Below are 26,211 nucleotides of genomic sequence, written 5' to 3'. Positions count from 1 at the left end.
CCGCGCCGTTGGTGACAGTTCGTCGCCCCGGCCAGGCGCCCCTGCGGGTCAGCCGAGTTCCCGCAGCGCGGCGCCAGGCCCGCCGTCTCCCCGGCCCGGTGGCTTCCACGGGTCGTCGCCGTGGCGAGAACGCCGCCCGAGGTCGGAGTCCACCCGCTCGGAGCGCCTCGGATCGACCCGTTCCAGGTCCACGCGTTCCAGGTCCACGCGTTCCAGGTCCACCCGCTCCGGGTCCAGCCGCTCCGGGTCCAGCCGGTCGGAATCAGCCCGCTTCGAATCCGGCCGGGCCCGATCCGGGCGGCCTGGATCCGGCCCGTCGGGGCGCGCCGCGGCGCCCTCCAGCTCGTCCACGGAACGGTTGGCCGCCATCCGGTCGCGCCCGAGGGCGGCGATGCCGGCGGCCACCATCACCATCGCGACGATGAACGCCACCCGATGGGCGCCGTCCGGGGCCGGCTCGCCGAACAGCGTCAGCCCCAGGGTGACCGGCAGGAAGGCGGACACCCCGCTGGTCACGGGGAAGGCGATCACCGCCGCCCGGCCCTGCAGCCCGCGCTGCTGCAGACCGAGCGCCAGCACGGAGAACAGCACGAGGACGTACGGCGTCGGGGTGGTGAGCAGGTCGGCCAGCGCGGACTGGCCCTCGCGGCGATCGTTGACCGCCAGGCCGATCTGACGGGTCGCGAGGGTGGCGATCGCATAGCAGACGCCGGCGGCCGCGCCGAATCCGAACGCCGCGCCGGCGATCATGTTCCGGGCGGCGGCGACGTTCGCAAGGAACGCGCACACCAGCGCGAAGATCAGGCCGAGGACGAGGAAGGCCAGCAGGACGTCCGTGCTGGCCGCGCTGCCGACCTCGGCACGGCGCGCGAAGGCGTAGGCGAGCAGGCCGACCCCGGCGACCATCGAGCCGACGCCCAGCCAGCCCGTCAGGCTGATCCGTTCACCGAGCACCCGCTGGGCCAGTAACGTGAAGATGATCATATCGAGGGCCATCACCGGGGCGACCATCGCCACCGGCGCGACCGAGAGGGCGTAGACCTCCAGCAGGAACGAGGCCGCCTCGACGGCGAGCCCGAGCAGCCACAACGGGCGCAGCACCAGCCGGGCCAGCAGTCCCAGCCCCAGGCCGGAACTCTCCTCCTCGCGCCGGGCGGCCCGCGCCTGCACCAGCGGCGCGACCCCGTACAGCGCGGCCGACACCATCGCGGTGGGCAGGCCGAGCGCCAACGCCTTGCTCATACGCGCGCCATCCTGGTCACGGGCGTGCCGTCGTTCGCGTCCGGATCCCGCCGTTCATGCCGGGATCCCCCTGACCCTGCCCCTGCCCATGCGCTGGCCGCCTCACTCGTCCCCCGCCACTCCGGGCCCACACCCGAGATGACAACCTCTGACCGAGTCAACACCGGGGGCCGCGTGGAACGTCCCGGGCCGGACGCGCGCCCGCCCGACGCCGCTGCGTCCCACCGCCGACGCGTCTCACCAGTGGGCACCGAATCACCAGTGGGCACCGAAGCCGATCTGCGCCAGCGCCGAGCCGAACGCCTGCTCCCACGCCTGCGGCCCGATCGCCACCCGGTCCGAGGGGGGCTTGACCCGGTCGAGGCAGGCGAGCGCGGAGCGGGTCAGCGACACCGGGTCGGTGTTGGTGACCTCGGCATGCCCGCGTTCAAGCTCCTTCTGCAGGTTGTCCCGGCCGTGCCCCGGCACGACGTCGATGAGCAGCAGGTCCCGGCCGATCACCCGCGCCTCGCTGCAGGTGTCCCCGGAGGAGGTGACGACCAGGTCGCTGGCGGCCATCAGCGCCGGGATGCGGTCGGTGAAGCCGAACGGGATGACCTTGTGCTGCCGCTCGGCCAGGGCGGTCAGCCGCGCCGCCAGCGGCTTGTTCCGCCCGGCCACCGCGAGCACGTAGATCCCCGCCGCGGCCATCGCCGCGGCACCCTCGACCAGCGGCCCGAGCCCCCAGGAGCCGGACATCAGCAGCACACACGGGGCGTCGGCCGGGATGCCGAGCGCCGCGCGCGCCTCCTCCTGGGTGGGCGGGTCGTAGAACGGCTCGCGCACGGGGGTGGGCACGACCGAGACGAGCGCACCCGGCGCGAACCGCCGCACGTAGCGAGCGGCAGTCTGCGAGGTGACCAGGTACAGGTCGGTGTTGTCGTGCACCCACAGCCGGTGCACGCAACAGTCGGTGGAGAACACCGCGGTGACCAGGCCGGGGAACTCCGGCTTGACCCGGCTGGTCGCCGCGGCGCCGGTGGCGAAGATGGAGATGACGAGATCGGTCGGCTGCTCGGTGAGCTCCTGGCGCAGCGCCGGGACGACGTAGCGGCTCGACGCCCGCTCGATCGCCAGGGCCAACCGGCCGCCGGTGCGCATCTGGGAGAAGTGCACGGCGTCGTAGAGGCCCGGCACGGCGATCATCCCGCGGAAGACCTTCTCCCCACGGGAGCCGTTGCGCCCGCCGAGCATGCGCAGGCTGTCGGCGGTCCGGGCGGTGAACCCGCGCCGCGCCAGCGACGCCCCGCACGCCTCGGCCATGACGTCGTGCCCCATGCCCAGCGAGCCGGACAGCAGCAGCGCCGATCCGCGACGAGTCGCCGGCTGTCGTGCCCCAGCCCCGGCGAGCAGGGCCGCGGCCGCGGCCTCCTCCACCGCGAGGCCGTTGATCACCGGTCCGCCGCGGTCGGGCGCCTTGTCGTCGCCGGGACGCCCGACCGCCGAGGCCACCCCCGCCGGCCGACCCTCCGTGGAGGGTCGGGTCGGGGGGGCGACGGTCGCCGCCGGATCGCCGTTGTCGGATGGTCCGCTCACCGTGATACCGCCGATCTGCGCCATGGTTACTCCGAGGACGCCGCGGAGACGTCTAGGTCGTCGACGGGCTGGACGGCCTGCGCCGGGGGCCGTCGGTTTGCCAGGTACCACTCGATGTACTGCCGTACCCCGTCCGTGAACGGGGTGGTCGGTCGCCAGCCCAGCAGCTCCAGCGCCCGCTGCGCCGACACCTCCCGGCCCCGGAAGTCGCCCGGCCGGGCCGGCACGTGCTCGATCGCCGTGCCGGGGAAGTGGCGGCACACCGCCTGCGCCATCTCCAGCACACTGACCGCCTCGGCGCCCTCCAGGGCGATGGTGGCGTTCTCCGCCTCGGGCCGCAGCGCCAGCACGTGGGCATCGGCGAGGTCGCGGACGAACACGTAGTTGCGGAACTGCTGCCCGTCGCCGGCGACGGTGAGCGACTCGCCGTCGAGCGCCTTGCGGACGAACCGGGCCAGCACCAGCTCGTCGCGCATGCCGGGGCCGTAGGGGATGCCGTAGCGCAGGATCGTGAAGGGCAGCCCGTAGGTCTGCTGGTAGCTGTGCAGCAGCAGCTCGGCGGCGAGCTTCGTCGAGGTGTAGACGTGGCCGGCGCGCCCGAGGGTGATCTCGGCGTCCTCGGTGAGCGGCGCCGGATCCGCCCGTTCCCCGACCGCGCCGTAGACCCACACGGTGCTGGCGAACAGCACCCGCCCGACGCCGGCCTGCCGGGCCGCCTCGCAGACGTTGCCGGTGCCCTCGACGTTGAGACGCACCGTGCGCGCCGGGTCGGCGTAGGCGAAGTCCACATTGGACATCCCGGCGACGTGGAACACCGCCTCGACCCCGGCCAGCGCCGCGGTCAGCCCCGGCAGATCGAGCACGTCGACCTGCCGGCTGGTCGCCCGCGGGTCGCTCGGGCGAGAGTCGACGTCGAGGGAGAGGACGTCGTGGCCGGCGTCGAGGAGCCGGTCCACGACGTGGCTGCCGATGAACCCCGAGCCTCCGGTAACGGCAATCTTCATGCTCACGCTCACCCGTCCAGGTCCAGGCTCGCCAGCGCGGCGGCGAAGGAGGTGACCACGTGGTCAGCCTCCGCGTCGGTCATGTCGGAATGGATCGGCAGGCACACGTGCCGGGCGCACAGGTCCTCCGCGACCGGCAGCGAGCGGCCCGCGTAGTCGCTGAACACGGGCTGCTGGTGCAGCGGCGCCTCGTAGACCTCACCGCTGAGCGAGACCCCGTAGCGCTCCTTGAGCTCCTTCTTCAGCCGCGCCCGGTCGATGCCGGGTCGGGGCAGCACGATGTACTTGTAGTAGTTGCAGACGTCGCCCGCGGGCACCCGCAGGCGGCCGGCGCCGTCGAGGGCGTCGAGGGCGGCATCGTAGCGGGCGGCCACGGCGGCACGGGTCGTCAGGAACTCGTCGAGGTGGCGCAGATGCACCTTGCCGGCGACGGCGTGCATCTCGCTGAGACGCCAGGCGTAGCCCTGCTTGATGTGGGTGTTGCCGAGGAAGCCCGCCTTGCCCTGGTCGCGGTAGATCAGCGCGGCCTCGTGGATGGCCGGGTCGGCGGTGACGATCATCCCGCCTTCGCCACTGGTGATCAGCTTGGTGGGATAGAACGAGAACGCGCCCGCCACCCCGAAGGAGCCGGCGTATCCCTCACCGTGGCGGCAGCCGTGGGCGTGCGCCGCGTCCTCGACGAGCGCGAGGCCCCGGTCGGCGCAGAACGCCGCCAGCTCGGCGACATCCGGCGCGATCAGTCCGCCGATGTGCACCAGCACCACGGCCCGGGTGTTGGGAGTCACGACCGCCTCGACGTCACGGACGGTCAACGCGAAGGTGTCCGGACTCACATCCGCGAAGACCGGGGTGGCCCCGGCCCGGAGTACCGCGAAGGCCGTCGCGGCGAATGTGTTGGTGGGAACGACGACGTCCGCGCCCTGAACGTCCAGACTTCGGAGAATGATCTCTAGTGCGGCTGTGCCGCTGCTCACGGCCACCGCGAACGGGGCCCGGTGAGCGGCGGCGAATGCCGCCTCGAATTCGTCGGTATGAGCACCCAAGGTCATCGCGCCGGTGGAAAGGATCTCGATCGTGGCCGACGCGATCTCCGCGCGATCCTCCGGTGAGAAGACGATGCGCGCCGCGGGGACATGCACCTGTACACCCCTGCCTTCCGAGTTATCCGTGTGAGCGGGCACTGCTCCGGATGCCCCGTATCGCGGTGACACGCCGATGCGCGGACCCCGGTCGCCCGGCACCGCGGCCCAGCCGCAATGTCGGGTCCGCGGGCATCCGCGAGACGGCATCGCCGTGATGCGGAACTCCCCTGGCGGCCGCGACCCTCGCGACCCCACGGCCCCGGATTACGCCGGCCTCCCGCCGACGCGACCGCGCCCCCTCCAACTCGTCCGGATGTAACGCCCAGCTTTGTCAGTACATGCCCAAAACAGGCTATCGACCCCGGTCGACGGCGCAGCTACGGCCCACACTGGTTATCTACGAAACATCTCACATCTATCCGAACGTAGCCGAACCTGTCGGCAAAGCGACGCCGTCCGTCGGGTCGTTCATCCACATCGCCGACGACACGCACTCCAGGACGGACGGTGATCGGTCGTGGGTGCCCCCCTCCCTCCCTGCCGACGGTCCGGAACGCCGCCGGGCGCACGGGGCATCGTCGCGCCTCCGATACCCGTTGTGGCAGTCAGTCACCCTCTCGCCACCGGTCGCGAGCGGGGCGGGCCTGACTCACCGGGGGCCCCTGGCCAGACCGGCGCGGTGACGTGTCACTCCGCGAGACGGGGATCGCCCGATCGGGGACATCCGCCGGGAGAGGCTGATCGGCGGGGCGGGCAGCGCGCCAGCCGACCACCGGGAGATCGCGCCGACGGTGGTCGCCGGACGTGGACGGGGGCGTCGGCGCGTGGACCTGGGGGCCAGGATTCACCCCGCGGGGGTGGGCGGCGACACGGCGCCATCCCGCGACCGCCGACAGAGGCGAACGCTCCGGCCTGGGAACGCTCCGAGTTGGGAACGCTCCGCACACACTCGCACGCAAGAAGTCCCGGTGAAGCCACCTCACCTGGCGTACGGGGGGAACGCAGGTGCAGAACTTCACCGGGACTAAGGGAAAGTGTACGACCCCCATCTGTCGGACGCGACAGGACCAAAGTCTCTAACATCCGACTCTTGCCCTCCGACGCCCCAACGTGCTTGACAATGGACGATTAGCTATCAAACCGCCCGCTGGAAGCTGATCTCGCCACGGTCCGTGTCGTACAACATCCAGTGAGACGGCTTGCCCCGGGCGGGCCCGACGTTGACCACCAGCGTGGCAGCGCCGGCCGGACCCACACCGGCGGAATCCGTGCCGGCCGGACCCGCGCCGCCCGGACCGGGGACGGGTGATGGTCCGCTTGCCGGGCCGACGACCGCGAGGCCGCCCCCGCGGTCCGGCCGGAACACCGGGACCAGTTGAGGCACCGGGACCAGTTGAGGCACCGGGACCGGTTGAGGCACCGAGACCGGCCGACCGGGCTCGATGGGAGGCAGCGCCCGCACGACTGCCGCCAGCCCCACCAGCCCCGCCTCCGGGCCATCCGCCGCATCGCCGTCGGGGGCGGTGTCCGACCAGACGATTTCGAACATGGCCTCCTGGTGGGTGTGCCCCACCACCACGACCGGCACCCGGGGGACGTCGGCGGCGACCGGCACGAGCAGGTCCCGTCCGTCCATGACGCCGTGGGCTGCCGTCCCGACCGGCTCGCCCGGGCCGTCGGCGGGCTGGGCGCGGCCGGTCGACCAACGGATCTGATGGCCGTGCAGACCCACGAGGCCGTGCAGACGATCCCGCTCGGGCGCGTCGAGCAGCGCGGCGAGGTCGGCGGGTACCTGCTCGGGCCGCAGCAGCTCGTGGATGCGCAGCTCCTGGTTGCCCAGCACCCGGCGGATGCCGGCGAGGCGCGCCCACAGCGCCGGATCGGGGTCGACGACCCGCTCCAGCGGCCAGAACCGCGAGGGATCGTGCAAGCGGCGCGGGACCTTCGCCTCCAGGTAGTCACCGAGGCAGACGATCTCGTCGGCGCCCGCCGCCGCGGCAGCGGCGAGAATCCGCCGCAGCGCCCCCGGCCGGCCATGGAGGTCGGCAAGCACGGCATATCGCATCCCACCAGCATCCCCGGTCCGCTGTTGCGCTGCTGGGCGATCCGCGGTCCGCGGTCCGCGGCGCAACGGCGCCGGCTGGCGGGCCTCGACCGCCACAAAGGCACGAATCGCCCGAAAATCGGCGAACCATCGCCGGTTCGGCCTGGTGCCGACAGGTGGTGCGCAAAACACCCCAGTCCGGTCAATCGTCGCAAAGAAAGAGTCAATCAGGGCGACGGGCAATGCCGCCTGGTCCGCCGCGGCCAGACCGGGACCAGAAAGCGCGGGCTTCGTCGCGGATCGTCGTGTTCGTCGCACACGGGAATCGGCGAGGTGCTTGACTGCAACCCGTGCATCGAGGGGATCTCCGCGGAACGTGCCGACCGCCGGTACCGTCCCGCGTTTTGTCGTCGACGACGACCGGCGGCGCTCCGGCTAGACCGACGACAGGCGATCCGCGTGGTCACGTCCCGGTCCCGATCGAGGAGCGTTCATGGAGCTGACGGAGAACGATCGGCAGAGCCTCAACGAGGTTCCCCATCCGGCGCTTCCACCGGGTAGCAACCTGTATGGATCAACCAAGATCTTCCCAGACTACCAGGCCCGCGACGGCGAGTGCTACCTCACCCTCATCCACGGGATCGCGCACGAGTCGTCGGTCAGCTTCGTCGCGATACTGCAGGCCACCCGCGCCCTGCGTAAAGGATTCGAGTCCGTGCTCTATTTCTACGGGCCCGGCGCGATGAACACGATGGCGACCCGGGGGTTTCCGCACACCGGCGATTCCGCGTTTCCGGGTGAGCACAACATCAATCACCAGATCGAGACGTTCATCAAAGAGGGCGGAAAGGTCTACGTCTGCCGGTTCGGACTGTCGCTGCACGGCCTGCGCGAGGAGGACGTCATCGACGGGGTGATACCCGCGCATCCGCTGGACATCCAGGACTGCGTCATCGAGTACACACGGCGTGGCGCGATCATCAACTCCACCTTCATGTTCTGACCGATATGTGCCGACCGACCGGATGCGCCCGATGCCGGCGAACGCCAGCATCCGACCGGGCCCGCGACCTCGGCCAGACGCGGCCTCCTGCTACCCGGAACGGGCGTGACGCTGCGCTGGCCCGACGGTGTGCGCACCCTCGTGCTGGCCGGGCACATCACCGGCCTTGGCCACGCCTGACCGGCCGTCGACCGATCACTGCCGGTCCACGCCGCTCCCCGGGAGGTCACGTGCGCGTCACAACTCCGTCGCAGCGTGCCAGGTGACACATCGTCAATCCGACAACCTGCCCCGGAAGGGCCGGAACTCCGGGCAAGCGGTGTTGTATCAGGGTGGGACACGTCGCAGGCCGCCCGGCCGGCGACCGGAGCCACCCGCCCCACGACCCGAACGGCAGAGACCTGGGATGGAAGACGAAGCACCGGCCTGGTTCGAGGCCGCCCTTGACAGCCGACCGCAGCGGCACGAGACCAAGGTCGCCGGCGCCACCATCAGCTACCGCTGCTGGGGTGCGGCCGGGCGGCCGGCGATCGTCCTGGTTCACGGCGGCGCCGCCCACGCGGGGTGGTGGGACCACATCGCCCCCCTGATCCCCAGCGAGTACCGGGTCGTCGCCCTGGACCTGTCCGGCCACGGCGACAGCGACCGGCGCGAGGACTACACGCTGAACACGTGGGCGGCGGAGGTCATCGGCGTCATCGACCACGCCGGAATCACCTCGCCGCCGATCATCATCGGCCACAGCATGGGCGGCTGGGTCACGATCATGACCGCCGCCGAGTACCCGGACCGGGTCGCCGGCATCGTCGTCGTCGACTCCCCCGTCCAGGAGTTCACTCCGGAGGAGCGGGCCGCCCGCGACCGGACCGCCTTCGGGCCACTGCGGGTCTACCCCACCGCGACCGACGCCCTCGCCCGGTTCCGCACGGTTCCGGACCAGCCGAGCTCGCTGCCGTTCATCATCGACCACATCGCCCGTGGGTCGATCGGCTCGGTGCAGGGCGGCTGGACATGGAAGTTCGACCCGAAGGTGTTCGGCAACCGCACGCCCTCCCCGGAGGTGCTGCGCAAGGTGCACTGCCGGGTCGCACTGTTCCGGGCCGAGTACGGCCTGCTGACGCCGGACATCGGGGTGCAGATGTACAACCTGCTCGGCCGGGTGGCGCCGGTGATCGAGATCCCGCTCGCCGGTCACCACGTGATGCTCGACCGGCCGCTGTTGCTGGTCACGGGCATCCGCACCATCCTGGCCGACTGGGAGCACTCCTCCCCCCAGGAACGCACCGACTGAACCCCGGGAGCGCACCGACCGAGGACCCCGCCGGGGCGGGCGCCCGGGGGCCGGCCCGCAAGGTGGGTTGACCAGGGTCGGACGGGTACATCTGCCGTCATGTCACGACGGCAGTGGAGATCGTCATGAATCCGTCCGCCCTCCTCGGGCACCGCCACGACGACCGCGGGCGCCGGACCAGTCGGCCGGTGCGGGAGGTCGATCCGCCCGAGCACGGCCCGACGTCCGTTCCGGCGCGAGGCTGGCTCTCCGTCGCGAAAAGGGTGAAGTCACAGCTCGGCATCCTGTCGATCCCGCTGATCGCCAGCGGCGTGGCGTTCTGGGCGATCCTGTCGATCTTTCCGGCCGCCATCGCGGTGCTCACCGTCTACGGCCTGGTCGCCAGCCCCCAGACGGTGAGCGACCAGATCGCCCACCTGTCCGACTCGCTGTCGCCGTCGACGAGCACGGTGCTGCGGGACTGGCTGAACGGCATCGTCTCGACGAACCACTCCGGGCTCGGTCTGGGCCTGCTACTGAGCCTCGCGGGGGTGCTCTGGGCGGTCTCCTCCGGCACGCAGAACCTGATCAAGGCCGTGACCGTGGCCTTCGAACAGGAGGAGACGCGGGGGCCGGTCCGGCTGCGGGCGCTCGCGGTCGCGATGAGCCTCGGCGGGGTGGTCGTCGCGGTGCTGGTCGTCGGCGGCATCACCGCCGGCGGCTCCCTGCTGTCCCACCATGTGGCGGACGGGACGGTCCGGGTGGTGCTCACGGTGGTGCAGTGGCTCGTGCTGGCGCTGATCGTGATGGCCGCGGTCGCCACGCTCTACCGCTTCGGGCCGGCCCACACCCCGGCGAACTGGCGGTGGGCGTCGATCGGGGCCGTGGTCGCGACCGTGGCGCTGATCGTCGCCTCGGTGGCGTTCTCGTTCTACGTGCGCGCCTTCGGCCACTACAACAAGACCTACGGCGCGCTCGGCGGCGTGGTCATCCTCATGCTGTGGCTGTACTACGCCGTCACGGTCGTGCTCATCGGCGCGCTGCTCAACGCCGAGGCGGCCCGCGAGGCGACCGGCGCCACCGCGCCCGAGACCTATCCGGAGGCCTCCCCCGTCGGCGTGCGCCGCCCCTGGGACCGACCGGAATCCGATGATGAGGCCGATCGGGATGGGGAGACCGCCGACGACCGCCCTGCGGGCGCGGCCGAACGGATCAGGACGGGTATTCGTTTCAGGCCTCACGAGAGGCGCGGTTAAGCGGCCCAAGGTGGGGAATTCCGCAGACCACACGATGTTCCACGGGTGCCGCCACGCGGACGCCCCACCAGGAGAACCCGCGAGGAGAACCCATGACGAGCACATACCGTCAACAGCCGGACGTCACTGCCGATCCGTACCCGAATGATATTACCGCGTACCGGGGCGGTGTCGACATGGCCGCGCCGGACGAGTCGACCCAGGTGCTGCGCACCCCGGCCGCCCCGCCCACGACCGCCCCGCCCACGACCAGCAGCCGCGCCGGACAGCCGACCGCGCGCCAGGACGGGGAGGGACACTCCGGGGGCCGCGGTTCGACCGGGCAGCTCGTCTCCGAGGTCGTCACGGACATCTCCACCCTGTTCCGACAGGAAGTCGCCCTCGCGAAGGCGGAGGTCCGCGAGGAGGCGAAGAAGGCCGGCAAGGGGGCCGGCATGTTCGCCGGCGCCGGCGGCGCCGGGTACTTCGCGCTGCTGTTCGCCCTGCTTGCCGTCATGTTCGGGCTCGGGGAGGTGATGGCGCTGGGCTGGGCGGCTCTCATCGTCACCGTCGTGCTCGGCGCCGTCGCCGCGGTGCTGGCGCTGAAGGGTCGCTCCACCGTTCGCAGGGTCCACCCGGCCCCGACGCAGACCGTGGAGACGCTGCGCGAGGACGTCCAGTGGGCGCAGAGCCGACGCAGGTAAGCCCCTCCTTCTCCCCGTGCACGGCTCGGACTTCACCAGCGCAGATACCGACTGAAAGGCCAGGTGGGCAGTGACCAGCACGAGTCCGGATGAGATCCGGTCCGACATCGAGGCGACCCGGGCCCGGCTCGGCGACGATCTCGACGAGCTTTCCGACCGCGTCAGCCCGCAGAAGGTGGCCGGGCGCACGGCGCAGGACCTCCGGCGCCGAGTGAGCTCGGCGACCGAGTCGGTGCGGCCGAAGGTGGCCGCGACGACGGGTACCGCCACCGAAAAGGCCCGCCAGACCGCGGACCAGGCCAAGGCCACGGTGCGCCGCCAGCTCGACGCGCACCCGCAGGTCGCGGCGACCGCACAGCGGGCCAGAGACACCGCCGGCTCCGCCAGTCAGACGGTCCACCGCCAGCTCGACTCCCACCCGCAGGTCGCGGCGAAGGTGAGCCAGGTGCGCGACACCGCGGGCGGGGCGGTCAACGCCGGCCGGCAGAAGGCCGCCGCGAACCCCAGAGCCACCGGCTCCACCGCCGCGGCTACGGCTGCGCTGCTCGCGTTGCTGCTGATCGTGCTGCGCCACCGGCGCCAGGGCACGGAGACGCTCGACTGACGACCCTCGCCGGGAGATCCGGCCACCGGACGCCCGGGCACGTGCGGGACTGACCCCACGTGCCCGGGCGTTGCCATGCCCCGGGCGGTCAGGACGGCTGGGTCCTGCCCAGGACGGCGCGGCGGTTCAGGACGGCGCGGCGGTTCAGGACGGCGCGGCGGTTCAGGACGGCGCGGAGCGGTCGGCGGGGTCCGGCGCCGGCGCCGGGTCCGGCACGCGGTACCGCACGCGCAGGTCGCGGATCCGGCTGTCCCGGTCGATGCGGATCTGCTCGCGGCCGACGTCCGCGTCGGCGAGATCGGCGGCGACCCGCAGCGAGGTGCCGATCTCGTCCCGGCGCCGCACGTACTGGCCGTAACGATCGGCGGCGCCCTCGGCGAGGGCCTGGGCGAGCTCTCCGCGGCGACGCGCGGTCTGGCCGATCTGCAGGGCGTCGACCTCGTCGGTGGTCTCCCCCTGCCACTGGACGAGCCGCTCCCGGCGCCGCAGCTCCGTCTGCTCCAGCGTCCGCTTGAACATCAGCGGACCGAGGTCGATGCCGAGCAGCAACAGGGTCAGCACCGTCCGCCAGAGCAGCACGGAGCGGTCGGCGGCCGTCAGCCGCCAGAACGCCTTCTCCCGGATCAGCAGGTCGTCGGCGGCGTCGACGGTGGCGGTCTGCTGGTCACGGAAGTGCGCGCGACGGGTGTCGCGGGACTGGTCGAAGGCATCCAGGCGGGCCTGGGCGGCATCGCGCTGGCCGGTCGCGGTGGTCACCGCCGTGGTCGCGGCGCCGAGCTCGCCGAGCTTGATCCGGTACACCGGCCCCTCGCCGCTCAGACAGCCGTCGCCCCCGGTGAGCTGGCAGTTCACCTCGGCGGTCTTGCCGGTGACGAGGGCGTGGGCGCCGTCCAACGCATGCTGGCGGGCGGCGAGGTCGTCGCGCAGGACCCGCTGCTCGCCGAGCTGGTTGGCATCCCAGCCGCGCAGCACCCGGCCGAGATCCTCCTGCCGGATCTGGGTGACCCGCGGCGCGATCGACGGCGCGAAGATCCTCAGTAGCAGCGTCTCCCCGACGAGCACCGCGGCGCAGACGGCGATGAAGATCCGCATGACGGTGGCCGGCCCGGCCCGGCCCACCCGGACGGACCCGTCCGGACCGTAGCGGTACGGGCGGGCGGACAGCAGCACCGATCGGTCGAGGAAAAAGATCACCGTTGCGTAGAACAGGCCGAACGGGAGCGCGCCGAGGGCCGAGCGGTGCAGGCCCATCCCGGCGACGGTGGCCCCTGCGTAGGTGGCGAGCCCAGCGGTCAGCAGCATGAGTGCACCGGCGGTGACGAAACGGTGCCGGTCCTGCGGACCTACCGCGCGGCTGTCCGCGCCCGTGCAGAAGACGAGGAGATCTCCGAAGGCACGCGGACAACCTGGCCATACGCGAGAAATCGGCCTACCCCCTCATCGGCGCCCCCGTGGCCGCGGCCAGTCTCGGGGCCGCCGCCAGCGTCTCTCGCAATGTAACTCTGGGTAATCGATCCGGCCATCCCGGATCGGTGCTTGGGCGGCCCTGCTGCGGCGTCCGCGGCCGGCGTGCGAATCTGACCGGTGCGGATGCCCGGCAGCGAGGGAGGAACAGCGGTGGGACAGATCAAGGTCGTGGTCCAGCGGGCCGTGCCCGGCACGCCCGAGCAGGTCGTCGCGAAGCTCGCCGACTACCAGGGCACCCGCGCCCGGTCCTGGCCGGAGAACGTCTCGGAGTACCGGGTGCTGGCGGGTGGCATCGGCGCGGGCAGCCGGATCGCCTACCGGCTGCAGGCCACCCGCAAGCGGGTCCGCCAGGTCGACGCGACGGTGTCCGCGCCGGATCCGACCACCCTCGTCGAGGCGGACCAGAACTCCTCGCTGCAGACCCAGTGGCAGGTGACGCCCGGCGCCGGCGAGCGGCAGAGCACGGTCACGGCGACCACCACGTGGGACGGCGCCGGCGGGGTCGGCGGCTTCTTCGAACGCACCTTCGCCCCGATCGGCATCCGCCGGCTGAACACCGCGGTCCTGGACAAGGTCACGGCCCTTCCGGACTGACCCCCGCCGCGTCCCCTCGGCACCGGGCCGGCCACCGCCGTCACCAGACGCGGGCGAGGACGTTGCTGACGTAGCCGTTCATCCGGTCGAGTTTTGGTTTGTCGGCCGGATCGGTGGCGGATAGTTCGCCCTGGGCCCACTGCGCGGCCCAGGTCGGGACATTGTGCGCGGCAATGACGTACAGCCAGTTATGGCCCCAGCGGTCGGAATCAAAGCGTTCTCGCATCGCCCGGGCGGTGGAGTCGAGCGCCCAGAAGGGATCAAGCGCCCGGGCGGTGGTGATCTCCGGAAGCGTGGTGTTCCACTGGCAGAGCCCGAAATCCGAGTTGGTCCAGTAGCCGACCGCGCCGGGATCCCAGTTGCTCTCGATGGTGGTGATACCGCGCAGGAGTCCGCGGGGGACCGTGTACTTCAACGCGTAACGGTCCGCGATCGGCATGAACAACGCGTAGGACGTCTCCTTGTTGACGAATCCCGCCAGGCTGTGCTCGACCGCCGGCAGGTACATGTCACGGTTGATCACGGGCTGCAGCTTTTCCTGGAAGGCGATGACGGCCGCCCTGGTGGCGGCGGTGAAGCGGCCGTCGGTCGGCACCGGGGTGCCCGGCCCGCCGTGCCAGTTCAGCGCCCGGCTGAGCGCGGTGACCCCGGCGCGAACGGCGAGGATGTCCGCGTCGGTGCTGCCGGCGGGTGGGGCCTCGCCCGCGCCGACGCCGTAGCACCGGCCCGGCCCGGCGGCGGATCCGCCCTCCGCCGGGGCGATGGTCCCGCCCCGGCCGTCCGTGGGCCAGGCTCCGCGCCCGACCCGGGTCCGCTCCGCTGACGTCACCGCAGTCTCCTCCCCCACCGGGCGTGCGCGCCAGCGCCGCGACCGGTCAGACGTACATGAACATCCGCACGGTCGTGCCGGCGCTCCCCGAACGGAGCTGCACGAGATCGCAGAGCTGGTTGACAAGCCAGAGCCCGCGCCCGCCACTGAGGTCGAGGTCCGGACGCCGTCGCCCGGCGAGCCGGTCGGCGAGCTGACCGGAGTCGGTGACCTCGCAGATCAGGCAGCCGGCGAAAATCCAGAAACGCGCGGCTCCTCGCCCGCCGCCGTGGCGGATGCTGTTCGTCGCGACCTCGTGCACGGCGAGTTCGAGATCGCCGGCTCGGTCCTCCCCCAGCCCGTCCGCGAGGGCCGCGCGGGTGGCCGCCGCGCGGACCAGACCGAGGTCAGCCGGGCCGAACGCAACCTCGGCCCGCGGCGGACCGAGGTCCGGTAGCGGCTCGGCAAGCAGATCCCATCGGGTAGCCGTGCCTGGCCGGGCCGGCAGATCGGCCCCCTCGCCTGGGCCGGAGGCAACGCCCGTCGCAACGGCCACGGTAGCGTCGGCCACCGCCGCGGCGGCGACAGCAGCGGCGGCGGCGACAGAGGTGGCGCTGGCAGACGTGACACCGGCCTCGGCCACCACGGCGGCGGCCGTGGCCGAAGCGGCTCCGGCCTCGGCCACCGCGACGGCGACGGCGGCAGCCGCGGCCGTCACCGACGCGGCCGGTCCGGCCGGCGGCCGGTAGCGCGCGCTGATGCGGCCGAGCCCGCCGTCCACCACCACCGGATGGGTCTGCCACACCTCGTCGACGGTCACCGAATCGAGCGCGGTCACCTCGTAGGGGCAGCGCAGCCGCCAGGCCGGCGGGGCGGCGAAGGCCTCGTTGAGCAGGGCCTCGTGGAGCATGCATTCCCGTTGCTCGGGAACGGGGCGCCCGGACCACAGCGGCTCGCCGATCCCGCGGACCGTCCGGCCCCGTTCGATCCCGAGGTCGAGGAATTCCTGCCAGGCGGGGATGATGCGCGCCGGATTCCGGCCGACCTCCGTCAGGTCAAGAAATGTGACTCGCCTCGCGGCCCGGCCGAGCACGGCCCGAAGAAGCGCCATCCGCGAGGGCGTCACCGCGACGAGAACGTCCTCGTCCGCCGCGAGGCCGGCGAGGATGAAATCCCTGGTCGCACTGAGGAAACCGACGTCACCCCGGTACAGGAAAGCCTCGTGGCGAATGCCGCCGACGCCGGTCGGGCTCAGGGCCGGGCCGCGAACGGGGCCCGGAGTACTCTCCCGAGTCACTCCGCCGCCCTGCGTCGCAATCCGGCGGCGGACGGCCCCGGCATGGACGTGCCGTATCCAGCCGGACCACGTCCGGAATGCGGAGAATAACAGTCTCCCGCACCCGCGGCCCCACCCCCTGTGCGCACGCGCACATCATAGGTCATGTCGCACCAATGGGATATGCCCAGCAACGGAATCGAACGGGACGGATCACACCGGATCACACCGGACCAGCCACGACCACGGAGGATGCCCTCGGCGGACGGCGGCCCGGGCCGATCGCCGCACCGCGGCCCACGGGCGGCGGCCGGCGCATCAGCCCGGATGGCCGCCCGGGCGGAAAGCGGCGGGTGATCGCCCGTAGTCTCGCAGTCAGCGCGGATCGGCCGGACGGCCCGGCACCGCGCTGACGCGCACAGCAGCGACGAGGACGAGAAGGCGGATCAGGCATTGTGACGACGACATCTGTCCCACAGCGGTCCATCCATCAGCGGATCGCCGACGAGCTCGGCGTGCGCCAGGGGCAGGTGACGGCGGCGGTCGACCTGCTCGACGGGGGCGCCACCGTGCCCTTCATCGCCCGCTACCGCAAGGAGGCGACGGGCACCCTCGACGACACCCAGCTACGCACCCTGGAGGAGCGGCTGCGCTACCTGCGGGAGCTGGAGGAGCGGCGCACGGCGGTGCTGGAGTCCATCCGCGCCCAGGGCAAGCTCGACGAGGCCCTTGAGGCGCAGATCCTGGCGGCGGACTCCAAGGCCCGGCTGGAGGACATCTACCTGCCGTACAAGCCCAAGCGGCGGACGAAGGCGCAGATCGCCCGGGAGGCCGGCCTGGAGCCACTGGCCCTGGCCCTGCTGGGCGACCCTGCCCTCGACCCGCACGGCACGGCGAGTGGCTACGTCGACCCGGAGAAGGGGGTGGCGGACGCCGGGGCCGCGCTGGAGGGCGCGCGGGCGATCCTCGTCGAGCGGTTCGCCGAGGACGCCGATCTCATCGGCGCGCTGCGGGAGCAGATGTGGTCCCGTGGCGTGCTCGTCTCCCGGGTACGGGAGGGCAAACAGGAGGCCGGCGCGAAGTTCGCCGACTACTTCGACTTCTCCGAGCCGTTCACCTCGCTGCCCTCGCACCGCATCCTGGCCGCGTTCCGGGGCGAGAAGGAGGAGATCCTCGACCTCACCCTGGAGCCCGACACCCCGGCCGAGCCGGGCGCCCTGCCCGCACCCGGGCCGACGAGCTACGAGCTGCGGATCGCCGAGACCTTCGGGATCTCCGACGCGGGCCGGCCGGCGGACCGCTGGCTCGTCGACACCGTCCGCTGGGCCTGGCGCACCCGCATCATCGTGCACCTCGGCGTGGACCTGCGGATGCGGCTGTGGACGGCGGCGGAGGACACCGCCGTGCGCGTGTTCGCGGCCAACCTGCGCGACCTGCTGCTCGCGGCGCCGGCCGGCAGCCGGGCGACGATGGGCCTGGACCCGGGTTACCGCACGGGCGTGAAGGTCGCCGTGGTCGACGCGACCGGCAAGGTGGTCGCCACCGACACCATCCATCCGCACGTCCCGGCCCGGCGCTGGGACGAGTCGATCGCCACCCTGGCCCGCCTGGCCGCCGAGCACCGCGTCGACCTGATCTCGATCGGGAACGGGACGGCCTCTCGGGAGACCGACAAGCTGGCCGACGACCTCATCCGCCGGCATCCGGAGCTGTCCCTGACGAAGGTGACCGTCTCCGAGGCGGGGGCGTCGGTGTACTCGGCGTCCGCCTATGCAGCGGCCGAGCTGCCCGGGATGGACGTCTCGCTGCGGGGCGCGGTCTCGATAGCCCGCCGCCTGCAGGACCCGCTCGCCGAGCTCGTCAAGATCGATCCGAAGTCGATCGGGGTGGGCCAGTACCAGCACGACCTGTCCGAGACGCGGTTGTCGTCGTCCCTCGACGCCGTGGTGGAGGACTGCGTGAACGCCGTGGGGGTGGACGTCAACACCGCGTCGGCGCCGCTACTGACCCGGGTGTCGGGAATCGGCGCGGGCCTCGCCGAGAACCTGGTCCGCCACCGCGACGCCAACGGCCCGTTCCGCACCCGCGAGGCGCTGCGGGAGGTGCCCCGGCTCGGCCCGAAGGCGTTCGAGCAGTGCGCCGGCTTCCTGCGCATCCGCGGCGGGGACGACCCGTTGGACGGCTCCAGCGTGCACCCCGAGTCCTACCCGGTGGTCCGGCGGATCCTCGCGGCCACCGGCAGCGAGCTGAGCACGCTCATCGGCAACGGTGCCGTGCTGCGGTCACTGAAGCCGACCGAGTTCGTCGACGACGCCGTCGGGCTGCCGACGGTGACCGACATCCTCGCCGAGCTGGAGAAGCCGGGACGCGACCCGCGGCCGGCGTTCCGCACGGCGGCGTTCACGGAGGGGATCGAGACCCTCGCGGACCTGGTGCCCGGGATGACGCTGGAGGGCACCGTCACCAACGTGGCCGCCTTCGGCGCCTTCGTCGACATCGGGGTGCACCAGGACGGCCTGGTGCATGTCTCGGCGATGTCGAAGAACTTCGTCAGCGACCCGCGGGAGGTCGCCAAGCCCGGCGACATCGTCACGGTGAAGGTTCTCGACGTCGACATCCCGCGTAAGCGGATCTCGCTGACGCTGCGCCTGGACGACGAGGTCGGGGCGCCGGCGGGCGGCGGCGGGCGCGGTTCGGGGCGCCGCGGCGGCGACGGTAGCGGCGGTAGCGGCGGTAGCGGCGGTAGCGGCGGTAGCGAGCGGCGGGCTCCCGGCGGCGGCGGCACGGGTCGGGAGGGCGCGCGGCGCGGCGAGGCCGGCGGTGAGCGCCGCGACGGCGTCGGTGGCCGGGGTCGGGGGGGCGCGCGGCGCGGCGAGGCCGGCGGTGAGCGCCGCGACGGCGTCGGTGGCCGTGGCCGGGGCGGCGGCCGCGACGGATCGGCCGGTCGGGGTCCCGGCACGCGCGGCGGTGGCCGCGGCGGGACGGGGGGCTCCGGCGGCGTGGGTTCCGGCGGCGGCGCGGGCGGTGGCCGGGGCGGCGGCGGTGCGGGCGGTGGCCGGGGCGGGCGCGGCGGTGCGCCGGACGGGGCCATCGCCGACGCGCTGCGGCGGGCCGGGATCGTCACCGGCGACCGGATCACCCTCGACGGCTCCGACCGCAAGCGGAGCTGACCCGGCCTGGGGCGCGCCCGCGGGCGCGGGCGCGGCGGTCGGCAGGACCCCGCGGGCGGGTCGGGACGGTGTGGGCACCATCCCGACCCGCCGCGAGTCTGGCGGCAGTTCCGGCTGGCTCGGCCCTCTACTGGTTCGGCGGGATCGCGATGTCGGCGACCTGGGCGTTGCTCGGGAACGAGCCGTGGGCGCGGATCCGCCCGGTCAGCGGATCGATCTCGGCCAGCCGGTAGGTGGTCCCGACCAGCAGGGTCGCGAAGGCCCGGTTGCTGACTGCCCGGCCGTTCGACCGTCGGGTGTAGATGTCGAAGCCGGCGTTGCCGCCGACGGGCACGCCGAACCGCCCCGTCGGGACGAGCTGGCCGGAGTTGGCCGGCGAGTCGACATCCACCTGCCCGAGGGTGGTGTTGATGGTGAACAGGGTGGTCGACGTCGCGGGGTCCAGGTCGTTGTTGGTGTAGGCGGCGCCGGTCAGACCGTTCGCCGCGATGACCGCCGGCGGGTACTTCAGCGGCGTGTCGACGACCGTGGTGCCGATCGGCGGGGTACCGATCGAGTCGTCGAGGTTGTGCCGCAGGTTCTGGCCGGTGTTGCTGATGATGTGCAGTCGGTTGGCCGCCGGGTCGAAGTCGACATCGAAGGCGGTGCCGCTGAGCGCCACCGTCAGGTGCGACACGCGGATCGCGACCGCGTTGGACGTGTTGATCACATAGATGCCGCCGAGGTTGCCGACACCGTAGAGCCGGCTGTTCTGCACCCGGTAGTCGATCCCGATGAGGCTCGTGTCGCCGCCGACGAGGCCGGTGACCCGACCGATCCGCACCAGCCGGGAGGGCGCGTTGACGTCGAAGCGGACCAGGTAACCCGTTGTGGTCAGCCCGACCGCCCGCAGGCCGCCGAACAGTGCCGGGCGCTGTGAAACGGCCGCGGCACCCGCAGCACCCGGGGCTGCGGGAGCGGCGCTCGCCACCCCGGCCAGGCCCGGGATGGCGGCGACGATTCCGGCGGCCAGCGCGGCGGTGAGTGCCGCCGCGCGTGCCGAAGAATGGCTTCTACTCACGAGAGTCTCCTTCCGAACGGTTGATGTGAGGCGGAAGGCCGCGATCCCCGTCACCCCACGTGACCACCACCCGGCCGAAGTAGATGCTTAGAGTTACCTGAAATCAACGATGTGCAGGATCGGCGGTTTGCCGCCAAACCGGGGTGGGTGGCGCCGCCATGGCGACCGAGCGCGGATCGTCGTCGCCCGACCATCACGGCGCGCTCCGTGAGATAACCGAGATGACGCCGATGGTCGACAGGAGGTCATCCCATGCCCACGCGTCGCGCCCCGCAGCCGGGACAGCGTAAGAAGCCGAACATTCTCCGCGAACGCGGGATCACCTACGTCGATTACAAGGACATCGCCCTGCTGCGCCAGTTCATCTCGGACCGGGGCAAGATCCGGGCGCGGCGGATCACCGGGCTGACCCCCCGCCAGCATCGGGAGGTGACCCGGGCGATCAAGAACGCCCGGGAGATGGCGCTGTTGCCCTACCCTGGCCCCGCCGCGGCCCGGGGCCGCTGAGCACGCCGCACCGCGCCGGGCTGCACTACGCCAGGCCGGAGCTGCACCGCGCCAGGCCGGGCTGCGCTGGACCAGGCCGCGCCCGTCGCCGACAGCGAGCCTTCCAGGTTCTCCCGATGGCCCGAAAGTGCCAACAGTCCGTCCCTGGCTCGGTCCACGCCGGCAGCCGCACCATCACGTCACCGCTAGGCGGGGAATCCGCGAGACGGTGCCGCGGCGCCCCCATATCGACCAGATGCCATCAAATCATCACCAATGAGCCGGGCAAACGGGGCATTCCGGCAAGGCGGCCGGGAATCTAGGCCATTCGCGCATAGGCAGGACCGCCGCCTCTAGCGGAACCGATCCCTTGTCCCCGGATGGTTCCGCGCAGCTCCGGGGACCATTCGGGGACAACAGTGCCCCATCCCTGCCACTAGGGGTCGATCGTCCCGCTCAATGCTGGTTGCTGACCGTCGGCGAGCCGTGAATGCGTGCCTAGGCTGTCCGACATCGCCACCGACCCGGGCCGGCCGCCGCCGGCGGCGGCCTGGGCGCCTCGTCCACAGGCCGGATCGGCGAGGTCCACAGGCGGGACCGGCGAGATCCACAGGCGGGACCGGCGACAAGGCGAGACCGGGGGGTCGAAACCGTGGCAGTCACATACCTGGGTCGACGCACGTCCCACCCCGAACGCACCCACGGCCCACGGCGCGCCCTCGGCGGCCGCCCGGACCGTCCCCGCGTGCTAGCCACCAGCCGCTGACGAGGACCGCCTCATGCCGACACATGCCTTGCCCACCCGCCGTGGTCCCCGCGCCCTGACCGATCAGACGCCTGTCGTCCTGCTGATCGCCGTCCTGGCCGTCGTCGGCGCGGGCGTGTGGGCGAACGTCGCGACCGCCGGCCCGGACCGGCCGCCGGTGATCGTGTCCGCGGTGGTGGCCACCGCCGTCGTGCTGCTCACCGTCGCGCTCGCGCTCGGCCGAGGTCGGGCCGTCCGCCGGTTACGCAGCCAGGTCACCGACCTGGAGAACCGGCTCGCCGGCGCGCAGCTGCAGGTCCAGACGCAGAACACCCGCGCCGCCCAGCTCGCCGACCAGGTCCTGCCCGCGGTGGTGAAGCGGCTGCGTGATGGCGCCTCGCCCGAGGCCGCGCTCGCCGAGATCGCCGAGATCGGTGAGATCGGCGCCGCGGACCCGGAGATTGGCGACGGAAACCGCGAGGCGCGCGAGACACATCGGCGCATCCTGCGAGCGCTGGCGACGGAGATCGGCCGCGGCGAGCGGATGCGCGCCGCCGCGATGTCCGCCTGCGCCAACGCGGCCGGCCGGGTGCAGGCCCTGGCGACGAGCATGCTCGCGGACCTGCGCGAGATGGAGGAGCGCCACGACGAGGAGGTCTTCGGCGACCTGCTCCGTCTGGACCACGCGACCGCGCAGGCGGGCCGACTGGCGGACAGCATCGCGGTGCTGACCGGTGCCCGCACCGGGCGGCGATGGACCAAGCCGATCGTGATGGAGAGCATCCTGCGCGGCGCGGTCGGCCGGATCAGCGCCTACCAGCGGGTCCGCCTGCACTCGACGAGCACGGTCGCGGTCGCCGGCTACGCCGCGGAGGGCGTCATGCACGCCCTCGCCGAGCTGATGGACAACGCGACCAGCTTCTCGCCTCCGTCCGAGGAGGTGCATGTCTACGTGGAGGAGGTCCAGGCCGGCATCGTCGTGACGATCGAGGACGGCGGCCTGGTCATGGGACCCGCCGCGCTGCGCCGCGCCGAGGCCGCGGTCTCGGCGGAGCCGCTGGATCTGACCACGCTGTCCGGCACCCGCCTGGGCCTGGCCGTCGTCGGCGTGCTTGCCCGCAAGCACGGTCTGACGGTGTCGTTCCGGCCGTCCTCGCGCGGCGGCACCGGCGTCGTGGTGATGATCCCCCGCCGGCTCGTCACCCAGCCACGGCCGAACCCCGCCGCAACCGGGCTGCCGGTGGGCGGGATCGTCGAGGCGACCGCGGGCGCCCCGGGCACGGCGAGGCGCGCAGACGCCGGGGCGGCGTCTCGGGGCGCGATCGGCATGCTCGAGCGCCCCGTCTCGGCCGAGCCCGGCTTCGACGGCACCGGCTTCGACGGCACCGGCTTCGACGGCACCGGCTTCAACGGCACCGGCTTCAACGGCACAGAGTTGGCGGGAACAGAGTTGGCGGGCACCGAGTTGGCAGGCACCGACTTCGCGGGCGGTGCCGCGGCGGGGCGACCCGCCGCGCCCGGCACCCCCATCCTGGACAGCCCGACGGGGCCGGTTGCGCGCGCCGATGTTCCCGGCGAGCCGGCCGCGCCGCCGGCGCCCCGCGAGGCGCTGCCGAAACGGCGTCGCGGGGAGACCATGGCGAACGCGGTGGGCCGGCTGCCGGTCCCGCCCGCGCCGGCGCGCACCTCCCCGCCCGCCGACGCCGGTGCCCGCTTCGGCGCCTTCCGCCGCGCGACCCGCGGCGGGCGGACCGACGCGGACGCCTCGAGCACCTCCGACGTGACCGACCGGCCCGACGCGGGTCGCCCGCCGTTGCCACCGCTGCCACCGCTGTCACCGTCACGCACGGAACCGGCGGCGCCACCCCCGCCGCCGTCACCAGCCGAACCGCCCGCGCTGCCCCTGCTGCCGCCATCACTGACCGGACCGACCGCGCTGACCGGACCGACCGCGCTGACCGGACCGACCATGCTGACCGGACCGACCATGCTGCCGGAACCGCCGGAACCGCACCCCGATGCCGGGGGCACCGCCAGCAGTCCGGACACGGGCACGTGGTTCCAGACGCGGGGCGGGACCGACGCCGACGGGTCCATCCCCAGCGGCCACCCCACCAGGCGGAACGGCAACTCCTGATCGCTCCTACGCACGGCCGGAGACAAGCATGAACACGAGAACCCGTGACCTCGACTGGCTGCTGGAGAACCTGTTGGAGCGGACTCCGGGAACCCGACACGCCCTGGTGCTCTCCAAGGACGGGCTCAAGCTCTGCCGCAGTTCCGGGCTCAGCGTGGATCAGGCGGACCAGCTCGCCGCCATCGCCTCCGGTATCCAGAGCCTCTCGCACGGTGCGTCGGTGGAGTTCGGGGATGGCAGCGGAGGCGTGCGGCAGTCCATGACCGAGTTCCACGGCGGGCTGCTGTTCATCATCGAGGCCGGCCAGGGCGCTCACCTCGCCGTCGTGGCGACCGACGATGCCGACGCCGGCGTGATCGGGCACAACATGAACGAGCTGGTCGAGCAGATCGGCGACTACCTCAGCGCCCCGCCGCGCGAGGCCGCCCCCGGGTTCGCGGCCTCGTGATCCGCGAGGCCATCGACGGGGAGAACCCCGACCGGCTCTACACCGTCACCGGCGGGCGCAGCCGCGCCGACGAGAACGCCTTCGACCTCGTCACGCTGATCGTCAGCGAAAGCGACCCGGCGCCAGGCATGCAGTCCGAGCACGCCGCGATCCTGCGGATGTGCCGGACACCGGTCGCCGTCGTGGAGCTCGCCGCCGAGCTGAAGCTGCCGGTGAGCGTGGTGAAGATCCTGCTCTGCGACCTGCTGGATACCGGCCGGATCGCGGCGCGCCATCCCTCGGCCTCCGTCGTCAGGACGCCGTTGCCCCATCCCGAGATCCTGAAGCAGGTGCTCGTTGGACTCAAGAAGCTCTGAGGTCGCCGTCCAGGCCCCACCGCGCTCCCGCGCCCCGCTGGCGAGCACGGTCAACGACGCCCTGAAGATCGTGATCGTCGGGGGGTTCGGCGTCGGCAAGACCACGATGGTCCGCGCGGTCAGCGAGATCCGCCCGCTGAGCACCGAGGAGACGATGACGGGCGCCGGCATCGGCATCGATGACACGGGCGGCGTGCGGGAGAAGACCACGACCACCGTGGCCTTCGACTTCGGCCGGATCAGCCTCAACGAGCGGATGGTGCTCTACCTGTTCGGCGCCCCCGGGCAGGAGCGGTTCTGGTTCCTGTGGGACCGGCTGTTCGCGGGGACGCTCGGCGCGGTCGTCCTGGTCGACACCCGCCGGGTGGCGGACTCCTGGTACGCGATCGACCGGCTGGAACACCACGGGATGCCGTTCATCGTCGCGCGGAACAACTTCGGCGAGCCGGAGCACACGCTGCCGCAGTTGCGCGAGGCGTTGTCTCTGTCCGACGACGTCCCGCTCATCGACTGCGATGCCCGGCACCGCGCGTCGAGCAAGTCGGTGCTGATCGCACTGGTCAACCACCTGTACGCACTGTCCACCGCCCGGGAGACCTCGCCGTGACACCTCCGTCCCACGACCGCGTCGACAACTGGGCTGCGGCGCCGGCCGCCACCGAGCTCGCGGTGCCGGCCCCGGACTTCCCGGACCACCCCGGGGCGGTCCGGTTGTACGGCCCGCGATTCCAGCACAATCCGGCGCAGATGTACCGGGAGATGCGGCGCGTCCACGGCCCCGTCGCGCCGATCCTGCTCGACGGCGACATCCCCGCCTGGCTGGTCCTCGGCTACCGGGAATTGCACTACGTGACGACCAACCCGGAGCTGTACGGTCGCGACCCGCGCCGCTGGAACGCCTGGGACCGCGTCCCGCCGGACTGGCCGCTGCTCCCCGTCGTCGGCTACCAGCCGTACACGATGCACCTGGAGGGCGCCGAGTTCGAGCGCCGCTCCGCGATCATGAACGACGTGCTCGGCGACGTGGACCTGTTCGAGCTGCGGGCGCTGTGCGAACGGACCTGCGACGAGCTGATCGACGGTTTCGCCGGGCGCGGCGAGGCGGACCTCATCGCCGAGTACGCCCAGTCGATGCCGATGCTGCTGATCGGCCGCATGATCGGCATCCCCGAGACCGGCCTGCCCGAGCTGCTCGCGGCGATGAACGCGGCCACGGACGGCTCCGGGCCGGAGGCGGTCGCCGGCCACTCCCGGTTCGTCGCCATCATCAACGCGCTGCTGGCCGACCGACGGGCACGCCCCCGGCCGGACCTCCCGTCCGCGATGCTCGGCCATCCCGGGAAGCTGACCGACGAGGAGGCGTCGTGGGACCTGTTGCTGATCGTCGGAATCGGCCAGCAGCCGATCACCGACTGGATCGGCAACACGCTGCGGCTGATGCTCACCGACAGCCGCTTCGCCGTCACCCTTTCCGGGGGCCGGCGCAGCGTCGGGCAGGCACTCAACGAGGTGCTGTGGGAGGACACGCCGCTGCAGAACATGTCCGGCCGCTGGGCGGTCCGCAGCACCCAGCTCGCCGGCCAGCACATCCAGGCCGGTGACATGCTCGTGCTGAGCTGCGCGGCGGCGAACGGCGACCCGCAGGTGCGGCCGGACTCCTTCGAGGGACCCGGCGGCAACCACGCCCACATGTCCTTCGGCCACGGTGAGCACCGCTGCCCGTATCCCGCGCAGGAGATCGCCGAGACGATCGTGCGGGGCGCCGTCGAGGTGCTGCTCGACCGGCTGCCCGACGCCGTCCTCGCCGTCTCTCCCGACGCGCTGGTCTGGCGTCCGTCACCGTGGATGCGCGGCCTGTCCGCCCTTCCGGTGCACTTCTCGCCGTCCTGACCCGCCGAGCC

General features: G+C 72.4%; 22 protein-coding genes. 13 read left to right on the top strand and 9 right to left on the bottom strand.

Going from position 1 to position 26,211, the window contains the following annotated elements; genetic code table 11:
- Window positions 1-48: 48 nt before the first annotated feature.
- The 5 genes from FF36_RS16405 to FF36_RS40020 form a co-directional block, all read right to left on the bottom strand.
- Window positions 49-1,242, bottom strand: coding sequence for a DMT family transporter (locus FF36_RS16405; protein WP_044885959.1), 1,194 nt, complete (start codon window positions 1,240-1,242; stop codon window positions 49-51).
- Window positions 1,243-1,497: 255 nt separating this feature from the next.
- On the bottom strand, window positions 1,498-2,841 hold the full coding sequence (locus tag FF36_RS16400; protein ID WP_082121968.1) for an MGDG synthase family glycosyltransferase: 1,344 nt from the start codon (window positions 2,839-2,841) through the stop codon (window positions 1,498-1,500).
- Between the two features lie 2 nt (window positions 2,842-2,843).
- Window positions 2,844-3,821, bottom strand: coding sequence for an NAD-dependent epimerase/dehydratase family protein (locus FF36_RS16395; protein ID WP_044886022.1), 978 nt, complete (start codon window positions 3,819-3,821; stop codon window positions 2,844-2,846).
- Window positions 3,822-3,829: 8 nt separating this feature from the next.
- Window positions 3,830-4,960: a DegT/DnrJ/EryC1/StrS family aminotransferase gene (locus FF36_RS16390; RefSeq protein ID WP_044885958.1), complete on the bottom strand. Its 1,131-nt coding sequence runs from the start codon at window positions 4,958-4,960 to the stop codon at window positions 3,830-3,832.
- Between the two features lie 1,078 nt (window positions 4,961-6,038).
- Entirely contained in the window at window positions 6,039-6,968 is a 930-nt protein-coding gene (locus FF36_RS40020) for a metallophosphoesterase (protein ID WP_044885957.1), read from the bottom strand.
- 472 nt (window positions 6,969-7,440) lie between these two features.
- On the opposite strand from FF36_RS40020, the gene FF36_RS16380 reads away from it, so the two are divergent.
- The 5 genes from FF36_RS16380 (at window position 7,441) to FF36_RS16360 (ending at window position 11,763) form a co-directional block, all read left to right on the top strand.
- Window positions 7,441-7,950, top strand: a complete 510-nt coding sequence (locus tag FF36_RS16380) for an MSMEG_0572/Sll0783 family nitrogen starvation response protein (RefSeq protein ID WP_009741028.1) — start codon at window positions 7,441-7,443, stop codon at window positions 7,948-7,950.
- A gap of 406 nt (window positions 7,951-8,356) precedes the next feature.
- Entirely contained in the window at window positions 8,357-9,241 is an 885-nt protein-coding gene (locus tag FF36_RS16375; RefSeq protein ID WP_044885956.1) for an alpha/beta fold hydrolase, read from the top strand.
- 125 nt (window positions 9,242-9,366) lie between these two features.
- Complete coding sequence (locus FF36_RS16370; RefSeq protein ID WP_044886021.1) at window positions 9,367-10,476, top strand: YihY/virulence factor BrkB family protein; 1,110 nt, start codon at window positions 9,367-9,369, stop codon at window positions 10,474-10,476.
- 92 nt (window positions 10,477-10,568) lie between these two features.
- Window positions 10,569-11,159 (top strand): phage holin family protein, encoded by a 591-nt coding sequence (locus FF36_RS16365; protein ID WP_044885955.1) that lies wholly within the window; start codon window positions 10,569-10,571, stop codon window positions 11,157-11,159.
- Window positions 11,160-11,229: 70 nt separating this feature from the next.
- The gene (locus FF36_RS16360; RefSeq protein ID WP_044885954.1) at window positions 11,230-11,763 is read left to right on the top strand and encodes a DUF3618 domain-containing protein; all 534 of its coding nucleotides are present in this window, start codon (window positions 11,230-11,232) and stop codon (window positions 11,761-11,763) included.
- Between the two features lie 162 nt (window positions 11,764-11,925).
- Here FF36_RS16360 and FF36_RS16355 read toward each other — a convergent pair whose 3' ends face one another.
- Window positions 11,926-13,065 carry a DUF4407 domain-containing protein gene (locus FF36_RS16355; protein ID WP_052681170.1) on the bottom strand — a complete coding sequence of 380 codons (1,140 nt, stop codon included), beginning with the start codon at window positions 13,063-13,065 and terminating at the stop codon, window positions 11,926-11,928.
- A 315-nt stretch (window positions 13,066-13,380) separates the two neighbouring features.
- On the opposite strand from FF36_RS16355, the gene FF36_RS16350 reads away from it, so the two are divergent.
- On the top strand, window positions 13,381-13,824 hold the full coding sequence (locus tag FF36_RS16350) for an SRPBCC family protein (protein WP_044885952.1): 444 nt from the start codon (window positions 13,381-13,383) through the stop codon (window positions 13,822-13,824).
- A gap of 40 nt (window positions 13,825-13,864) precedes the next feature.
- On the opposite strand, the gene FF36_RS16345 is transcribed toward FF36_RS16350, so the two are convergent.
- Both FF36_RS16345 and FF36_RS16340 read right to left on the bottom strand, forming a co-directional pair.
- On the bottom strand, window positions 13,865-14,653 hold the full coding sequence (locus tag FF36_RS16345) for a peptidoglycan-binding protein (protein WP_044885951.1): 789 nt from the start codon (window positions 14,651-14,653) through the stop codon (window positions 13,865-13,867).
- A gap of 46 nt (window positions 14,654-14,699) precedes the next feature.
- Window positions 14,700-15,929: an MEDS domain-containing protein gene (locus tag FF36_RS16340; protein WP_044885950.1), complete on the bottom strand. Its 1,230-nt coding sequence runs from the start codon at window positions 15,927-15,929 to the stop codon at window positions 14,700-14,702.
- A gap of 434 nt (window positions 15,930-16,363) precedes the next feature.
- Here FF36_RS16340 and FF36_RS16335 point away from each other — a divergent pair, with 434 nt between their 5' ends.
- Window positions 16,364-19,078, top strand: a complete 2,715-nt coding sequence (locus FF36_RS16335) for a Tex family protein (RefSeq protein ID WP_044885949.1) — start codon at window positions 16,364-16,366, stop codon at window positions 19,076-19,078.
- A gap of 127 nt (window positions 19,079-19,205) precedes the next feature.
- On the opposite strand, the gene FF36_RS16330 is transcribed toward FF36_RS16335, so the two are convergent.
- Window positions 19,206-20,138: a DUF4394 domain-containing protein gene (locus FF36_RS16330; RefSeq protein WP_044885948.1), complete on the bottom strand. Its 933-nt coding sequence runs from the start codon at window positions 20,136-20,138 to the stop codon at window positions 19,206-19,208.
- 252 nt (window positions 20,139-20,390) lie between these two features.
- Here FF36_RS16330 and rpsR point away from each other — a divergent pair, with 252 nt between their 5' ends.
- The 6 genes from rpsR (at window position 20,391) to FF36_RS16300 (ending at window position 26,200) form a co-directional block, all read left to right on the top strand.
- The gene (rpsR, locus tag FF36_RS16325) at window positions 20,391-20,645 is read left to right on the top strand and encodes a 30S ribosomal protein S18 (RefSeq protein ID WP_044885947.1); all 255 of its coding nucleotides are present in this window, start codon (window positions 20,391-20,393) and stop codon (window positions 20,643-20,645) included.
- Between the two features lie 758 nt (window positions 20,646-21,403).
- Window positions 21,404-23,506, top strand: a complete 2,103-nt coding sequence (locus FF36_RS16320; protein WP_044885946.1) for an ATP-binding protein — start codon at window positions 21,404-21,406, stop codon at window positions 23,504-23,506.
- A 28-nt stretch (window positions 23,507-23,534) separates the two neighbouring features.
- The gene (locus tag FF36_RS16315; protein WP_044885945.1) at window positions 23,535-23,954 is read left to right on the top strand and encodes a roadblock/LC7 domain-containing protein; all 420 of its coding nucleotides are present in this window, start codon (window positions 23,535-23,537) and stop codon (window positions 23,952-23,954) included.
- A complete protein-coding gene (locus FF36_RS16310; RefSeq protein ID WP_044885944.1) occupies window positions 23,951-24,310 on the top strand; it encodes a DUF742 domain-containing protein in 360 nt (119 codons plus the stop codon). The genes FF36_RS16315 and FF36_RS16310 overlap by 4 nt, the downstream gene beginning before the upstream one ends.
- Window positions 24,291-24,917 (top strand): GTP-binding protein, encoded by a 627-nt coding sequence (locus tag FF36_RS16305; protein WP_044885943.1) that lies wholly within the window; start codon window positions 24,291-24,293, stop codon window positions 24,915-24,917. Before FF36_RS16310 ends, FF36_RS16305 begins: the two co-directional genes overlap by 20 nt.
- Window positions 24,914-26,200: a cytochrome P450 gene (locus tag FF36_RS16300; RefSeq protein WP_082121967.1), complete on the top strand. Its 1,287-nt coding sequence runs from the start codon at window positions 24,914-24,916 to the stop codon at window positions 26,198-26,200. Before FF36_RS16305 ends, FF36_RS16300 begins: the two co-directional genes overlap by 4 nt.
- The last annotated feature ends 11 nt before the right edge of the window (window positions 26,201-26,211 follow it).

Origin of the sequence: Frankia torreyi (assembly GCF_000948395.1) — a bacterium.
GTDB lineage: Bacteria > Actinomycetota > Actinomycetes > Frankiales > Frankiaceae > Frankia > Frankia torreyi.
This window is presented reverse-complemented; position numbering and strand designations above follow the sequence as displayed.

Coding starts and splice junctions, on each gene's coding strand:
- FF36_RS16405 (WP_044885959.1), bottom strand. CDS start 1,242: ATGAGCAAGGCGTTGGCGCTCGGCCTGCCCACCGCGATGGTGTCGGCC.
- FF36_RS16400 (WP_082121968.1), bottom strand. CDS start 2,841: ATGGCGCAGATCGGCGGTATCACGGTGAGCGGACCATCCGACAACGGC.
- FF36_RS16395 (WP_044886022.1), bottom strand. CDS start 3,821: ATGAAGATTGCCGTTACCGGAGGCTCGGGGTTCATCGGCAGCCACGTC.
- FF36_RS40020 (WP_044885957.1), bottom strand. CDS start 6,968: ATGCGATATGCCGTGCTTGCCGACCTCCATGGCCGGCCGGGGGCGCTG.
- FF36_RS16380 (WP_009741028.1), top strand. CDS start 7,441: ATGGAGCTGACGGAGAACGATCGGCAGAGCCTCAACGAGGTTCCCCAT.
- FF36_RS16375 (WP_044885956.1), top strand. CDS start 8,357: ATGGAAGACGAAGCACCGGCCTGGTTCGAGGCCGCCCTTGACAGCCGA.
- FF36_RS16370 (WP_044886021.1), top strand. CDS start 9,367: ATGAATCCGTCCGCCCTCCTCGGGCACCGCCACGACGACCGCGGGCGC.
- FF36_RS16365 (WP_044885955.1), top strand. CDS start 10,569: ATGACGAGCACATACCGTCAACAGCCGGACGTCACTGCCGATCCGTAC.
- FF36_RS16355 (WP_052681170.1), bottom strand. CDS start 13,065: ATGCTGCTGACCGCTGGGCTCGCCACCTACGCAGGGGCCACCGTCGCC.
- rpsR (WP_044885947.1), top strand. CDS start 20,391: ATGCCCACGCGTCGCGCCCCGCAGCCGGGACAGCGTAAGAAGCCGAAC.
- FF36_RS16320 (WP_044885946.1), top strand. CDS start 21,404: ATGCCGACACATGCCTTGCCCACCCGCCGTGGTCCCCGCGCCCTGACC.
- FF36_RS16315 (WP_044885945.1), top strand. CDS start 23,535: ATGAACACGAGAACCCGTGACCTCGACTGGCTGCTGGAGAACCTGTTG.